The organism is Peptoniphilus sp. HMSC075B08, assembly GCF_001815405.1.
Classification (GTDB): domain Bacteria; phylum Bacillota; class Clostridia; order Tissierellales; family Peptoniphilaceae; genus Peptoniphilus_A; species Peptoniphilus_A harei.
This window is the reverse complement of sequence record NZ_KV820433.1, coordinates 16,991-32,091: the sequence shown is the minus strand read 5'-3', so window position 1 is coordinate 32,091 and position 15,101 is coordinate 16,991. Positions and strand designations below refer to the sequence as shown.

At 31.6% G+C, this 15,101-nt stretch carries 20 protein-coding genes and 2 tRNA genes; all 22 read right to left on the bottom strand.

Annotation, left to right across the window (positions count from 1 at the left end; all coding sequences use genetic code 11):
* Positions 1-23: 23 nt before the first annotated feature.
* The 22 genes from HMPREF3023_RS01685 to HMPREF3023_RS01580 all read right to left on the bottom strand — a co-directional run bounded on the left by HMPREF3023_RS01685 (position 24) and on the right by HMPREF3023_RS01580 (position 15,100).
* A complete protein-coding gene (locus HMPREF3023_RS01685; protein ID WP_070700130.1) occupies positions 24-1,289 on the bottom strand; it encodes a dihydroorotase in 1,266 nt (421 codons plus the stop codon).
* Positions 1,290-1,378: 89 nt separating this feature from the next.
* Entirely contained in the window at positions 1,379-1,687 is a 309-nt protein-coding gene (locus tag HMPREF3023_RS01680) for a CD1247 N-terminal domain-containing protein (protein ID WP_070700129.1), read from the bottom strand.
* A 12-nt stretch (positions 1,688-1,699) separates the two neighbouring features.
* Entirely contained in the window at positions 1,700-2,257 is a 558-nt protein-coding gene (gene efp / locus HMPREF3023_RS01675; RefSeq protein WP_070700128.1) for an elongation factor P, read from the bottom strand.
* 14 nt (positions 2,258-2,271) lie between these two features.
* Positions 2,272-3,237: a hypothetical protein gene (locus tag HMPREF3023_RS01670; RefSeq protein WP_070700127.1), complete on the bottom strand. Its 966-nt coding sequence runs from the start codon at positions 3,235-3,237 to the stop codon at positions 2,272-2,274.
* Positions 3,230-3,736, bottom strand: coding sequence for a competence type IV pilus minor pilin ComGF (locus HMPREF3023_RS01665; protein WP_246829164.1), 507 nt, complete (start codon positions 3,734-3,736; stop codon positions 3,230-3,232). The genes HMPREF3023_RS01670 and HMPREF3023_RS01665 overlap by 8 nt, the downstream gene beginning before the upstream one ends.
* Complete coding sequence (locus HMPREF3023_RS01660; RefSeq protein ID WP_246829163.1) at positions 3,681-4,061, bottom strand: type II secretion system protein; 381 nt, start codon at positions 4,059-4,061, stop codon at positions 3,681-3,683. The genes HMPREF3023_RS01665 and HMPREF3023_RS01660 overlap by 56 nt, the downstream gene beginning before the upstream one ends.
* Positions 4,045-4,485: a type II secretion system protein gene (locus tag HMPREF3023_RS01655; RefSeq protein WP_070700125.1), complete on the bottom strand. Its 441-nt coding sequence runs from the start codon at positions 4,483-4,485 to the stop codon at positions 4,045-4,047. The genes HMPREF3023_RS01660 and HMPREF3023_RS01655 overlap by 17 nt, the downstream gene beginning before the upstream one ends.
* Positions 4,454-5,596, bottom strand: coding sequence for a hypothetical protein (locus tag HMPREF3023_RS01650; protein WP_070700124.1), 1,143 nt, complete (start codon positions 5,594-5,596; stop codon positions 4,454-4,456). Before HMPREF3023_RS01650 ends, HMPREF3023_RS01655 begins: the two co-directional genes overlap by 32 nt.
* Positions 5,583-6,131, bottom strand: coding sequence for an SGNH/GDSL hydrolase family protein (locus HMPREF3023_RS01645; RefSeq protein WP_070700123.1), 549 nt, complete (start codon positions 6,129-6,131; stop codon positions 5,583-5,585). The genes HMPREF3023_RS01650 and HMPREF3023_RS01645 overlap by 14 nt, the downstream gene beginning before the upstream one ends.
* An 8-nt stretch (positions 6,132-6,139) precedes the next feature.
* A complete protein-coding gene (gene radC / locus HMPREF3023_RS01640) occupies positions 6,140-6,859 on the bottom strand; it encodes a RadC family protein (RefSeq protein WP_070700122.1) in 720 nt (239 codons plus the stop codon).
* Between the two features lie 16 nt (positions 6,860-6,875).
* Positions 6,876-7,454 (bottom strand): Maf family protein, encoded by a 579-nt coding sequence (locus HMPREF3023_RS01635; protein WP_070700121.1) that lies wholly within the window; start codon positions 7,452-7,454, stop codon positions 6,876-6,878.
* Positions 7,455-7,462: 8 nt separating this feature from the next.
* Positions 7,463-7,966: a Gx transporter family protein gene (locus tag HMPREF3023_RS01630; RefSeq protein WP_070700120.1), complete on the bottom strand. Its 504-nt coding sequence runs from the start codon at positions 7,964-7,966 to the stop codon at positions 7,463-7,465.
* Entirely contained in the window at positions 7,963-8,358 is a 396-nt protein-coding gene (locus tag HMPREF3023_RS01625) for a NusG domain II-containing protein (RefSeq protein ID WP_210400906.1), read from the bottom strand. The genes HMPREF3023_RS01630 and HMPREF3023_RS01625 overlap by 4 nt, the downstream gene beginning before the upstream one ends.
* Before the next feature lie 330 nt (positions 8,359-8,688).
* Positions 8,689-8,775: transfer RNA gene (locus HMPREF3023_RS01620), tRNA-Leu, on the bottom strand.
* Positions 8,776-8,813: 38 nt separating this feature from the next.
* Positions 8,814-8,890: transfer RNA gene (locus HMPREF3023_RS01615), tRNA-His, on the bottom strand.
* A gap of 61 nt (positions 8,891-8,951) precedes the next feature.
* Positions 8,952-9,536 (bottom strand): RdgB/HAM1 family non-canonical purine NTP pyrophosphatase, encoded by a 585-nt coding sequence (rdgB, locus tag HMPREF3023_RS01610; RefSeq protein WP_070700119.1) that lies wholly within the window; start codon positions 9,534-9,536, stop codon positions 8,952-8,954.
* On the bottom strand, positions 9,533-10,249 hold the full coding sequence (gene rph / locus HMPREF3023_RS01605; protein ID WP_070700118.1) for a ribonuclease PH: 717 nt from the start codon (positions 10,247-10,249) through the stop codon (positions 9,533-9,535). Before rph ends, rdgB begins: the two co-directional genes overlap by 4 nt.
* A 10-nt stretch (positions 10,250-10,259) precedes the next feature.
* Positions 10,260-11,621, bottom strand: coding sequence for an N-acetylmuramoyl-L-alanine amidase (locus HMPREF3023_RS01600; RefSeq protein WP_070700117.1), 1,362 nt, complete (start codon positions 11,619-11,621; stop codon positions 10,260-10,262).
* 70 nt (positions 11,622-11,691) lie between these two features.
* Positions 11,692-12,675: an AIR synthase family protein gene (locus tag HMPREF3023_RS01595; protein WP_070700116.1), complete on the bottom strand. Its 984-nt coding sequence runs from the start codon at positions 12,673-12,675 to the stop codon at positions 11,692-11,694.
* Between the two features lie 27 nt (positions 12,676-12,702).
* Complete coding sequence (locus tag HMPREF3023_RS01590) at positions 12,703-13,992, bottom strand: type IV pilus biogenesis protein PilM (RefSeq protein WP_070700115.1); 1,290 nt, start codon at positions 13,990-13,992, stop codon at positions 12,703-12,705.
* Between the two features lie 3 nt (positions 13,993-13,995).
* Positions 13,996-14,727, bottom strand: coding sequence for a prepilin peptidase (locus HMPREF3023_RS01585; RefSeq protein WP_070700114.1), 732 nt, complete (start codon positions 14,725-14,727; stop codon positions 13,996-13,998).
* On the bottom strand, positions 14,717-15,100 hold the full coding sequence (locus HMPREF3023_RS01580) for a prepilin-type N-terminal cleavage/methylation domain-containing protein (protein WP_070700113.1): 384 nt from the start codon (positions 15,098-15,100) through the stop codon (positions 14,717-14,719). The genes HMPREF3023_RS01585 and HMPREF3023_RS01580 overlap by 11 nt, the downstream gene beginning before the upstream one ends.
* Position 15,101: the final 1 nt, after the last annotated feature.

Below are 15,101 nucleotides of genomic sequence, written 5' to 3'. Positions count from 1 at the left end.
TCATTGTATCCACTTTGACATATTTATTTTTTGTATACAAGGATTCCTTCGGAAATGGTATAGAGGACTTCTCCTCTCAAAGTCTTGTCTTTAAAAGGTGTATTAGAAGATTTAGATTTATATTTATCTATCTTATATTCACTATCGAGATCTATTATTGCAAGGTCAGCAATTTTTCCTTGGCTTATTTCTCCTCCCTCAAGTCCATATATTCTTGCAGGATTTGTTGACATAAGTTCAATTAATTTCATAAGGCTAATTTCTTCTGTCAAAACTAAATTTTCATAGCAAATTGAAAAAGACGTCTCAAGACCAATTATTCCCGATGGAGCCTTAGTTATTTCTTTGGATTTTTCTTCTGAAGTGTGAGGAGCATGGTCTGTTGCAATAATTTCTATTGTTCCCTCTTTTATTCCCTTAATAATTCTAAGTCTATCCTCTTCACTCCTTAGTGGAGGATTCATTTTTGCAAGACTTCCATATTCTAAAACTGCAGAATCATTTAGGGCTATGTGGTGGGGTGTTACTTCTGCATAAATATTTGCTCCCATTTCCTTTCCAAACTTCACAAGGTCTACTCCAAGTCCTGTGGAAATATGTTGGATAGAAATCTTTGCCCCAGTGTAAATTGCCATGGCCACGTCTCTTGCTATAAAAGATGTCTCTGCAATATTAGGTGAACCATATATCCCAAGTTTTTCAGAAACTTCTGAATGATTTATTCCATTTTGTCCTATTAAGTCTGGGTCTTCTTCGTGGAAGGAGATAAGAGCGTCAAGTTCCTTGGCCCTATTCATTGCTTCAAGTATAAGTTCAGAGTTCCTATTTGGGATTCCATCATCAGTAAAAGCAACTGCTCCCCTCTTAAAGTTTTCTTCCATATCAACTAGTTCTAAGTCTCCAAAATTTTTTGTAAGAGCTGAAACTGTAAAAACTTTTAGGGGTAGGTCTCTGGCCTTCTTGTAATGTTCAATTATTTTTTCCTTAGAATCAATTTTTGGACTTGTGTTTGCCATTTGGACCACACTAGTAAAGCCACCAGCAATAGCAGCTTGGCTTCCTGTCACTAGGTCTTCCTTTTGAGTTTGACCTGGATCCCTAAAGTGAACATGGACATCTATCAGACCTGGGACTACGACTTTTTCTCTTGCATCAATAACTTCTTCCTTATCACTTGATGCTTCAATATCTTTTGCAATCTTTATAATTTTTCCATCTTCAATCTTTATGTCTAAAACTTCATCTCTTTTAGATACTGGATCAAGAACTCTTCCACCTTTAATTATCATATAAACTCCTCTTAAATAAAATCTTAAAAAATCAAATAAAATTCTACATCCTAAAAAAGACGAGGGTTAACCTCGCCTTTTAAAATATTTTATTCTTCTTCTGCCTCTTCTTCGTCTTCGTCATAAATTTCTAAATCGTCAAAGTCGAAATCATCATCATAAAGGTCGAATTCAATGTCGTCATTTTCATAAACATAATCTTCAAGATCAGCAAGATCTTCTTCAATAATATCTACATAGTCTTCAATTTCTTCACGAGATTCTCTCATTTCATCGATAACATCACTTAGAATATCTACAAGTTCAGAAATAATTTTTCCTTCATTTGTAGTAGTGTCTAAATCATACCCATCACAAAGACCTTGTAAGTAAGATATTCTCTTTAATAAATATTCCATGTTTCCTCCAAATTAAACTCTAGACATATATTCGCCATCTCTAGTGTCAATTCTTATCATATCACCTGTATTGATAAATAGTGGCACGTTGAGAGTAAAGCCTGTTTCAACTGTAGCTGGTTTAGATCCACCACTTGATGTATCTCCCTTTACACCTGGTTCTGTTTGAGTAACTTCTAATTCAACAAAGTTAGGAGGAGTTACCCTAAATGCCTTTCCCTTGTAGAAGTTAATAGTAGCCATGTCATTTTCCTTAATAAAGTTAAGAGCATCTTCCACCATGTCTTTTTCTAATGGGATTTGTTCGTAGGATTCTTGATCCATGAAGTAGTAAAGTTCACCGTCAGAATATAGGTATTGCATTTCTTTGTTTTCAATAACAACTCTTTCAAATTTTTCAGATGGGTTAAAAGTAGTGTCTCTAATTCCACCAGTTAGTACTGATTTAATTTTACTTCTTACAAAGGCAGCTCCCTTTCCTGGTTTAACGTGTTGGAAATCAATAACTTCCCAAACATCTCCATCCCATTCAAATGTAAGTCCTTTTCTTAATTCTCCTGCGTTGATCATATTATCCTCCATATTTAAGTATTATCTTCTATGTCGTAGTAGTTAAGTGAAATTGGCTGAAATTTTATGTATTCAGGCAACAAATAACCATATAAACTGAAGACTCGTGAAGAATATTTAACTCCTATACCTGAGTTTCTATCATATAGGTCTATTAAATATCCATTTAAAGTGCAAGTATTAGCAATTTGTGCATTTTCCTTTAGAATAATTATACCAGATAATGTATTATCATTAAACACAACTTTATCATTTATTATGAAAATTTGACCCCTAGTAGATGATAAAAATTTTAAAGTTCCTGACTTTTGAATAATTATATCTTTTTTTGATACATCATAAAGAGGATTTAATTTTTTGATGTAAGAATCACTTTCTTCATCGTACACTTCTATCTCTTCGAAAATAATATATTCCCCACCCTGATAATCATAAATAAAATCGCCATCAAGATATATTTTTTTATTATTTTTATCTGTCCAATCATCGCATGCAAATTTTTCTCTTAAACTATTTAAAGCTTCTCCATTTACTTTAGATGAATTTAGAATTCCATCTTCTTCCTTATAAATTTTATTTATGTAATGACCTCGGATCCTCCCACCCACAAGAGTATCTTTATATTTGATTTGACTCTTGAGGCTAATTAAGTCTATATACTTATTTTTTTCATCTTCATAATCTTCCCTTTTAAAGTTAAGACTTAATAGTTCTGTATCTTCTGGAAGTTTTTTTATCCCTAACTTATTAGAGGATTCTTTAAAAATAAAATCTTCTAAGTCTTTTTGAAAGTCATCTTGTGAGATTTTTATATTAAGTGTTGACTCCAAAGCATAGTTTGCTTGAAGAGACTCCAGCCTATTTTTACTTATGAAAGTAGAACCAGACATGTAGGAGTAAATAAAATAAAAAAAGATTGCAAGGAGGCTAATGAGTAAAATTGTAAAAATATAAATATATCCCTTTTCTCTTTTACTCATAAAGTCTTGACCTCTTTGCAATCTTTCTTATAATTTCTTCTTTATCCTTATATCCAATTTTTATAGCAAAATAATCTCCTACATCATCAATAGAAAATGAAGAAATGTTGTCTACTAGTGCATTGACTCCGTCGGACTCAATCTTTTCCGTTTTGCCTAACCTGTCCCTCAGAAGAGAATACCTGTAAATTTTATTGTTCTTTAGTCCAAAGAAAACATAATTAAACTTATTTTCAACTGGCTGGATAAAATAAATTTTTCCACCAACAACTGTATAGTAATCGCTTGAAGTGATCTCATCTTTTATGTAACCCAAGGCGTAGGACAAGTCAGATGAAATATTTTCATTTTCGTAGGTTTTTGTCAGGGCCTTCTGAGACACTCCCAAGATTGATGTTATTACCATCCCAATTATTAAGAGCATGGCCATGGACATAACAAGTTCAATCAGTGAATAGGCCTCCCTTTTTGAGGTATACCTCCATCTTAATCTCTTCATCAGAACCTCGTCTCTTTCCTCTTAAAATTATATGGTCTAACTTATCTTCTGACTCCTTCTCAACTTCAATCTTAAATTTATCATTAAAACCATCGGCATCATCAAAGTGAAAATCTAAGTCTTCATTATTGTAAGAGCTACCAATTATTTCTTCCATCCTAGATGACATAAGGCTTATAAGTTCTTCTCTCTCGCCGATATAAGTCTGATTCTTTAAAAGACTTAATACATTAGGAAGAATTGTTGACGCTATTAGTGCCAAGAGAGCAATAGAAAATAAAACTTCAAGCATTAAGTGGCCCTTGTGCTTATTCTTTATAATCAATAAAATTCACCTTACCTGTCACTGGCTGTATTGTAATCTTATATTTCTTATCTCCAATGGAAAAAATCATTGTTCCAGCTGATGATTTTTCATTTACATAAGAGGGCTTACCCTTTTTTGAAAAAGTAATTTCGCTGAGGTTTGTGGACTCTAATTTAAGAAGAGAATTAAATTTAACTTCTTTTGACTTTTTACCAAATTTTATTGAGTAACCTTGGACATTTAAAGTCATTGAAGTCCTCAAATTATTTATTTGAGAATAATTTTTTAAAAATTTTAAATCAAGTGCTAGTTCTTTTACTTGTTCTCTAGCCTGAACCCTGTCCCTTATTTTAAAATTAAGTCCTCCAATGCTAAGTAAAACTAAAATTATGCCTATGCTAATCACTAACTCAATTAGGGTAAAGGCTTTGTTCTTCTTCATAGTAATCAACTTCTTTTAAAAATAAAAGTAAATCTTCATCCTCTTCTGCTATAAAGTAAATATAGCTTATATCGTCTTGGGCTAAGTTTATTCTAGTCCACTGGTTCTCAAGAATTTCTCCACTAAAAGGAAGATTTTCTCCAGCAATATTTATAGTTCCCATTTCTCTAAAAGATTTTTTTGGAAGATATATAGAAAAGGAAAGACCATTGCAGTGCCTGTCCACTCCAAGTTTCACTTTGTCATTTAAATTCTTTTTACTTGCAAAGACAGATGTGATTCCATCTTCTGGATAATAATCTAATTTTATATTATCGCTTTCAATAAACTTTAAACCCTCTTCGCTAGATTTAGTTTTATCTTGTTCAAATATACTTTCACTTTTAATTGAATCGCTTAAATTTAAGGGTTTAGCTGAAATACTATTCTTATCTAAATTTTTTATTGTCTCTTCATGACCCTTGATTTGCTTTTGATTCTTAGCTTTATTCTTAATATTACTTTGTTTTTTATTCTTTAATTGAATATTTTTCTTGGTATTAGTAATTTTTTCAGAGTTTTTCTCATCACTTGCTTCTTGCTTTTCTTTATCTTCTGATTTTTTCTCTTCAATTTGTTTATTTTCTCCAAAGTAAGCCTTCTTTAAATCGCTATAATATATTGCCTTTGAAGGTTTTTCTGCTTTAAGCCTATAATTGAAATTCCCTTCATCACTTCTAGTCAAGTCAATGCTAGAATATCCATAATAATTAATAAGGTCCTCTATTTTATTTAAGTTATTAGAGTTTACGCTCCCCTTAATAATTAAACTTTCAATATCACTTTGAGACTCTTTAGAAAAATTATCTTTACTTATATTGCTTTCCTTAGCAATTTTTTCTAATTTATCTTGTGAGAAGTCATGGAAGCCCTTATATGTAAATTCTTCTTCGATTACAGGCATATTATCCTTAAGGATTGCTTCAGATGTGCTTTGGACTTCATTCTTTAATAGAAAATTATAAAATAAAAATTCAATTAAAAGTAAAATCAAAAGGCTGGATAAGATTTTTTCTCTCTTTGAAAGTTTTCGATATCCAATTTTTTTGCAAAAAATATCATAAATATCCATTTAATTTTTCCTCAAGAAAAGCTGCTAAGTCCTTGTGAAGCCTTGTGTTAGGATGAATTCCATCTATAAGGTCTTCTTCTATGTAGTTTTCTTTAGCATAATCGTAGAAGGATACGACCCTGTAGTCTCCTTCTCTTTCCTTTAAAATCCTATCAAAATCTTCTATCTTTTTATTTACAGAAGTAAAATTTATAAAACTTTTATAGGCTTCGTCAAGATTTAAAAAAGACGTTGGGTAAGGTGTTATTATAAAAATTTTCCCCTTATTTATTTTTAACTTATCTACAATTTTAAAAATATTATCTAAGACATGATCAAGAGATTTTCCATTATAAAAATCATTTAAACCAATGCAAACTAAATTCACATCATATGGAATTAAGTTATCTAGTGTGAAAAGTAATTCGTCACTAGTTAAACCATTAACCCCATAGTTGTCTATATCATAACCTTTTCCCGATAAGTAATAAATTAAGGATTTTCCTCCTACTAAAAATCCCTCAAAAATCGAATCACCTAAGGCACAGAATTTCATAAGCCCTCCTATAAAAGTCCTTCTTCAAGAAAACTAAAGTATCTGTTGTCTCCAATAATTATATGGTCCAAGATATCTATTCCAATAATCTTGGAAGCTTCCATTAAATTTTTTGTTAGCCCGATATCTTCCTTTGATGGGCTGGGGTCACCAGTTGGGTGATTATGTAATAAAATTATGCTGTGAGCATTATCAGATATAGCAGCCCTGAAAACTTCTCTTGCATGGACTATAGTCATATTAATAGTCCCCTTAGAAATTTCCCTGATAAAGTTTATTTCCTTCTTTGTATTGAGGGTCATAATCCTAAAGTGTTCTTGCTCCAATACACTCATCTCGCTCAACACATAATTAGCAGCTATAGATGGAGAAGTAACTCTTATCTTTGTTCCATTACTTGAAACAGCAAGTCTTATGCCCAGTTGGACTGCCGCCAAGATCATAGCAGCCTTGGCCTCTCCTATTCCATCAACCTCCATGAGATTAGAAAGGTTTGCATTCTTTAATGAATTTAATCCATTAGAGTCATTAGCTGTCCTAAGTGACCTCAATACCTTAGTAGCAGTATCAATAGCAGAGTCTCCCTTCCTATTTCCTGTCCTAATAATTAGGGCTAGGAGTTCAGCATTAGAAAGATAATCTGGACCAAACTTAATTAGTTTCTCTTGAGGCCTTTCGTCCTCTGGCATTTCCTTTATAGTGTATTTTTCATAATCTCTCTCTTTCATATAGACCACCAATCACTTATTGCCATAAATTAAAATCAAATAATCTAATTAGGTCTCTATTTATTTTTCCAATTGGAAGACCAACAATATTAAAAAAGTCACCCCTGATTTCTTCAACAAGTAAGGCTCCCTTGCCTTGTATACCGTAGGCACCAGCCTTGTCTTCATATTCTAATGTATCCAAATAATTTTCAATTTCTTCATGGCTTAAGTCATAAAATTTTACAGAAGATTTTTCATAGTCCACATACTTTATGCCTTGAGACAATTTAAAAATAGCATAGGCCGTATAAACATTGTGGACCTTACCACTTAAAGAGTTAATCATTTCTCTCGCCTCATCCCTGTTCTTAGGTTTGCCCATTAATTTTCCATCAAGTTCCACTAGGGTATCAGCAGATAAAACAATAGAGTTTTCATTTTCTTTTGCAACTTCAATACCTTTTCCAAAAGCAAGTCCCATAACAGTTGCCCAGGGAGAAAAACTATCGTCCTTAATTTCATTTATTTCTCTTGTAATAATTTCAAAATCTATAAATTCTCCCAAAATTTCTCTTCTTCTTGGAGAATTTGATGCTAAAATAATTTTTTCCATATATACCTCTACTTAGAAATGTTCGTGTTGTCAACTATATAGATTGAAGTAAGTCCAACAAAAAAACCTGTGAAAATACCAAGAATAACCAAAATTGGAAGATAGGCTAAGATTGCTGTGGTCCTCATTATAAATGAAGCCACAAGAACCTGACCTATATTGTGAAAAAAAGAACCTATTTCACTAATACCAATTAAAGATAAATATTTTCTCAAAAATTTGTGGGCTAAAATCATAGAAAGAGAGCTGAGTATAGCCCCACCCATGGAGAAAAATAAACTTGAAATCGCTCCAGTGACAAGTCCCAACAATATAGTTTTAAAAATAGCTACAAAAAATCCCTCCTTGTAGCCAATTGCAACTATAGTGACTAGGACAACAATATTGGATAATCCAAGTCTTGCTCCTGGAATAGCTACAGGTAGTGGAATCATGGACTCAAAGAGACCAAGCACAATACCAAGAGCACTTAAGAGGGATAGGTAAATTAACTTTTTATTATTATTTCTCATTTTATTATCATATCCAAACTCTCGTCGCTAGGCTTGTCTTCAACAATCTTAAGCATAAGTCTATTGGGTAGACAAATAATAGAATCACCTGTCAAACTAATTTTTCCCATCTTCATGCAAATCTTATCCTTGCAATCAGATTCATGCATATGAACTTCTCCATTATTTATATGAACTTCATTCTTGCCATACTTAGTATCTATATCAAGGTCTAAATTCGTATCTTCATTTAATTCAACTTCCTTATAAATTTTTCCATCAACAGTAATAACAAGTTTTTTAGAAGAAATATTATCTTCTTTTGGTAGCTTGTTGGTAAAAAAATAAATAAGAAAAGAAGAAATAATTATTAAAAAAATAACTAAAACATCAGCTTTTTTTATCTTATTCATGAATTTATTATAGCATACTTTTATTTACTAATGACTTAATAAATAAAATTTTAATTTTTATATTTAAATAATTATAGTTCTTAGTAAAAAAAATAGTTTAAAGTCGGTGTGAAAATTTTTAATTTTGTTCGAATAGAAAAATTGATTTTAAATGATTAATAATTAAATATGAATGATCTCTTATAAAAAAAAGTGGACATTTGGTGTGGATTTTGGCATAAATAGACGGCAAAAAAACAATATTACAGGTTATAAAAAAATCGTGCATCATCATCAACCGCATGAAATACAAATAAACGCGAGTTAACGATAATACACGATAATAGAAAATGGTGCTAAAGATGGGACTTGAACCCATACGATCTTTCGACCGCCAGATTTTGAGTCTGGTGCGTCTGCCAATTCCGCCACTCTAGCAAAATAAAAAAAGAAGTGCCAGGCACTTCTAAATATTGTGGGGTGGATAGTGGGAATCGAACCCACGATCTTCAGGACCACAATCTGACGCCTTAACCAGCTAGGCCATACCCACCACGAACAATAAATATATAATAACAAATTAAAAATGTATTGTCAATAAAGATTTACAATAATTATAAGTTTTCTAATTTTTCTCTTAAATTCTTCAAGGCTCTTGCTCTATGAGAAATTTCATTCTTCTCTTCATGAGACATTTCTGCAAAAGTTTTGTCAAATCCATCTGGTATGAAGATGCTATCATATCCAAAACCATTGTCTCCTCTTTCAACTTCTGAAATTTTCCCCTTACAAACTCCTTCTATTGGAATTATATTCTTATTTGAATCGATTAAGATTATCTGAGTTTTGAAATAAGCTGACCTGTCTTCTTTGTTCTTTAAGTTGTTTAAAAGTTTTTCCCTATTCTTCTTGTCATCATGCTCTGATGCATACCTTGCAGAATGAACTCCTGGTTCACCACCAAGTGCATTAACAAAAAGTCCTGTGTCATCTGCTAGAACTGCTAGGTCAACTCTTTTTGCCATGGCATCTGCTTTTTTTAAGGCATTGTCATAGAGGGTTTCTCCATCCTCTACAACTTCGAAATCAAGCCCATCTATATCAGATTTTCCAAAGATTTCAATATCTAAATCGGCTAAAATTTCTTTTATTTCTCTTAATTTATTTTTATTGTCTGTTGATAAAACTATTTTATTCATAGGTTTTGCTCCAAAATTTCAAAATATTGGAAAATTTCTCCAATTCCTCTTTTTGCTCCTTGTAAAAACTCATTTAACTCTTCAATGGAAAATGTGTCTTTTTCTCCAGTTCCTTGAATTTCCACTAGTTGAAAGTCATCATTCATTACAACATTTAGGTCTACATCTGCATTGGAGTCTTCTTTAAAGTCTAAATCCACTAGGGTTGTTCCATTAACTTTACCTACACTAATAGCTGCAACTTTTGAAATAATTGGATCTTCTTCAAACCTCTTATTCTCTAAGGCTTTTTTAACTGCAAGTTTAAGTGCAATGTAAGAACCTGTTATTGCTGCTGTTCTAGTTCCTCCATCAGCAGATATAACATCGCAGTCTATCCAAATAGTTCTTTCTCCAATTTTATCTAAATCTATACAAGTCCTTAAGGATCTTCCAATTAATCTTGAAATTTCGCTGCTTCTTCCATCAAGTTTCCCCTTGGAAATGTCCCTAACTTTTCTAGTAGGGGTTGATCCAGGTAACATTGAATATTCACTTGATAGCCAGCCCTTATTTTTTCCTCTTAAAAATCCTGGAACCTTGTTTTCGATCATGGCACTACAAATAACTCTTGTCTTGCCACATTCTATTAAAACTGATCCATCGGGATGGTCTAAGTAATTAGGAGTAATCCTTATAGGTCTTGCTTCATCGTTCTGTCTATCTTCTCTCATAATTCCCCTTCTATTTTTCTACAAATGTGTTCATATAGTCTTCTATACCATTATAGAGTCCTTGTGCTAATTTATCAATGTAGTCAGGGTCTTTAATATTTTCTAAATCATCTTCATTGGATAAAAATCCAAGTTCTGCTAATGCAGCAACATTTTTTGTCTTATTTAAAACAATTATAGCTGGCCTATTTTTAATTCCACGATCAACTGCTCCTGTTTCTTTTATAAGAGCTTTTTGTAAGCAGGATGCGAAATCTTTTTGAACTGTATCTTTAATTCTTACGTTCTTTTCTGATGCGTAAAGAACTTCTATCCCCTTGGCACTAGAATTATCAGCACTGTTAAAGTGGATTGATAAAAATAAGTGAGCGTCTCCATCGTTAGAAACACCTGCCCTATCTAGAAGCTTAATGTATTCGTCTCTTGTTCTTGTTATTGTTGGGCTTATTTCACTATTGGCAGATAGTTTATCCATCAATCTCTCAGCAACTAATAGATTTACAGTCTTTTCATAGGTTTCTCCATCAAGAGCAACTGCTCCTGAGTCTTTTCCACCGTGACCAGGGTCAATTACAATTTTTAATTTGCCATTAACTTCTATCTTATCCTTAATTACCCTCTTTTTCTTTTCATCTGATTTATCAAGTTCAGCTTGGTCAAAAATCTTGTCCTTATTGCCATCCTTAATTTCTTTTGTAATCTTGTTAGTTTCTCTTTTTTCTACATTTGACTCAAAATAATTGCTATCGAATATTGATTTTGAATTAGAATTCTTAGTCTTAGATGCAACTTTTTTCGTATTCTTATTGTTAGACTTGTTATTTTTTGTATTCTTATTATTTTTATTAGAATTTTCTTTCTTGTCATCTTCAACAATAGACTTAGTCTTATTTGTGCTTATCTCTGCCCTAACTTTATCGTTATTCCAATCAACATCATAGCCAAAAGTTTCAGAAATAAATCTCAAAGGCACCATTGTCTTGGTTTCTTTTCTTGGGCTTGAATAAAGAGCAAGTTGTGGTGCTTGAGCATTGTCAAGGCTTATTTTTTTACCATTAACTCTTACATTAGAACTATTTATTTTCATGTCAATTACATCTCCATTAAGACTAATCTTAATTGACTTATCCCTGTTGTTCCACTTGACATCTGCTCCGAGATTTTCTGTGATTTCACGGATTGGCACAAAAGTCCTGCCCTGCTTTATGTAGGGGGAGAATTCTGTCTTTAATGTCCTATTATTTACTAGAACTCCAGCTTTCTTAACCTGAAATTGTGTCCTGCCTATGCTTACTTTAAATAAGTTGTTGGCAAATACTGGTGTAATAAGTAATGCCAAGCACAATATTGAAATTTTAATAATTTTTTTCATTTAATTCACCTAGATAAAGTTTATAGACTTTTGTAATTATTGTCAACAATGTAACCGAATTGTAATAATTTTAGACCACTTTATAAAGCTCATCAGGATCAGGATCTTTTAATATTATTTCCTTATCCTCATACTTTACTACAGCTTCATTCTCTCCATTTATTTCTCCAATTTTTGTAACTTTTATCCCCTTTTCCTCTGCTTCTTTTTTAAAGTTATCAAAGCTTTCTTTATCAAATACCATTAACATAGACCCACTTGATATTAACTTCATTGGATTTATTTCATAAAAATCGGAGATTTTCCTAGTTACATCTAAAAGAGGGATTAAGTCATTATAAATTCTTATGCCGTGACCTAAAGCTCTAGAAGTCTCCCACACTGCACCAAAAAGTCCACCTTCAGTGATGTCGTGCATGTGTTTTACAGAGTATTTACCTGCAATTTTAGATTCCTTTAAAACAGAAATTTCTCTCGAAAGAGATTTTGCAAATTCATACTCTTCTTCGTTTAAAATTTCTTTTACCTGGTCTTTTTCATGGGCAATTATACTTGTGCCTTCTATGCCAAGATATTTAGAAACAGCAAGAACATCTCCTGGCTTCACACTTTTTATGTCTGGTCTTCTATCTTTATTGACTCTGCCTAGGACTGTAGTTGAAATTACAATTTTATTTACGGCATCAGTTACCTCAGTGTGTCCACCAACTATATCAACATTTAGTTCTTCTGCAGTTCTTGTTGCATCATTTACAATTTCCTTTAAGTCGTCAATGTCTGCTGTTGGGGGAATCAAAAGTGTCATTAAAACTCCCACTGGGTCTGCACACTGGCAACTCACATCATTTACAGAAATATTTATCGCAAGTGATCCTAGGTTTTTTGAAGCACCTGTTATGGGGTCAGTTGAGGCAACTATTAGGTCTCCTACAAAATCCATTACTGCATTGTCAAGACCAGTTCCTCCACCCATTATCACTTCTTTTCTATTTGAAACAAGCTTGTCAAAAATATATTTTTCTAACAAGTCTGTTTTTAATTTTCCAATTTTCATCCTTTACACCTCACAAAAATTTTACACTTATTTGATTTGCATTTCAAATTTGTTAAATCCATTTTCCTTGTAAAAATTTTTGCTCACAATATCTATATCTTTAAAAGTTTTGTTAAAATAATCCTCATCTTTTACTAGGCCTCTCACTATTATCCTTCCCTTATCAAAATTGTAGGATGTTATGACCAAATTTTTATCTTCAAGTTTTTGTATTTCAGAAACTTTTTCTATAAACTTTTTATTCTTTTCTTGAAACCTATCAGATGATAAATCTATGTCCTCGCCCTCGGTTGCTTCTTGAGTTTTTATTTTTTCACTTATGATTTCATTTTCATTTTTTAGCTTCTTGTAATAAAAAAGATTTGAAATTATTAAAATTAATATAGCAAGAGGAAGGATGAAATTAACATAATTTTTATCTTTTTTTGTTTTATTCTTCTCTTTTTCTTTAGTCTTTAAAATATTAAGTTCTAAATTTTCCCCAAGATACTCATATCCTAAATTGCTATAGGACTTTAGAAGATCCTTAATAGTTTCTGAGTCTGCAATTTTTCCAAAAAGATAAATTTTATCTCCACTTGCAAATTTTTCTATTTTATTAATGTGTCTGATAAAATAATTCTTATATTTAAACAAGAAGTCTTCTTCAACTTTTTGTTCCTCTATATCGTACCTAAGATTAATTATGTTTGAAGCATTTTTCTCTTCTAGTCCATTGTCTTCAACCATTTTTTCAATGTTGTCGTCATAAATTTTCTCATAGGATTTTACTAGCTCATCCTCAATAGAAATCAATTTTATGTAAGTAGCTTGGACTTCTAGAAACTTACCATCCTTTGAGAAAGTTTGACTCTCTGGAAGTATCTCATAATTTTTAACTTCTAATTTATCTAATACTTCTTCAATTTTTAAAATCATGTCCTTGGGAACTAGATTAATAGAAAGTTCTAGGTTATCTCCAAGAGATTTTTTCTTATAAAAAATTTCGTAATCATCAAGGTTAAAACCTCCATAATCTTCCAATTCAAGATTTAAAAATCCTCTTATTTCAGACTCATCAATTTCTGGAATCTTGTAGTTTATATGAATAAATTCACTCGAATCAAATATCACATAGGCCTTGTCCCTCTTATTTAAATCAAGTTTCTTAAAAATCTTTCCCATCTTATAGAAAAAATGATGGTAATCTAAAATATTCCCATCCCTATAAATCCTATAGGGCATGGGAACAGAATTTTTTTCTTCTTCACTTTTTGTCTTGTCAAAAATATTTACAAATCCATCGTTAAGCTTAATTTTTACACTTCTGTCAAACATATTTCACCTACAAATTAAGAAAATAATTATAGCCACAGTCATAAAAGGTCCAAAAGAAATGGAATCCTTGAAAGTTTTCTTCTTGAGTAAAATTAATATTAAAGATATAAATCCTGCACTTATAAAGGAGTCCCTAAATAGGACAAAGGCTTCGTATAAATCATTCGCCAGAAGTCCCATTATAAGAGAATAATAAACATCTCCCAGACCCATCATCTTTGTAACAAAATATATTAGAAAAAATATAAGACCCATTCCCAAAGAATATTTTAGGGAATCGATTAGACCTCCAAGAACAAAAATTTTATAAATCACTACAAAAAATAATAAAATTATGAGGTCAAGGTTATAAATATAACCTGTCTTATAGTCAATAAGTCCAATAAAAAATGCAATTATTAAAATAACAATAACTATTAGGGTCTCAAGAGAAATTTTATATCTCATAAAAACTAAAAGAGCCAAGAGAGAAGTTAGGACTTCAAGATAAAAGTTTTCTCTTCCAATTCTTTCTCCACAATAAGAGCATTTCCCTCTTAAAAATATATAAGAAAAAACTGGAATCATTTCATAAAACTTTAAAGTCTTCTTGCAAGAATCACAATGACTTTGAGAAAATATAAAGTCTTCTCCTCTCTCCCTTCTTTCAAGAAAAACTTTGTAAAAGGATCCAAGAGAACCTCCAAATAAAAATACTAATAAAGATATAAAAATATAATATAAGTTAACTTTCATTATCTTTGACGAGCTTCTTGTCTTGAACTTTTATTGGACCTGGCTCTACTGTTACATCTCCATCAGCTGTTGATGTGATTTTAAAATCTTTTGCTCCATCAAGATGCTTGGCGGGTTTTGGAATCTTTCCTCCTTCAAGATAGGGCTTTAAATCTTCTGCATTAATTTCACCTTTTTTATCGGGATTGTCAATAAAATATAAGATGCCTGCACTTTTTAAGACCTTGACATTGGCATTGTGAGCTGCCGCTTCTGCTGCCAAGTTAGTTGAGCTATATCTCATAGCTGCAATGGAAATTAAAATTGCAATAATTGCTATTACAATTACCAACTCAATTAAAGTAAATCCCTTGTTTCTTTTTTTGTTTTTCATA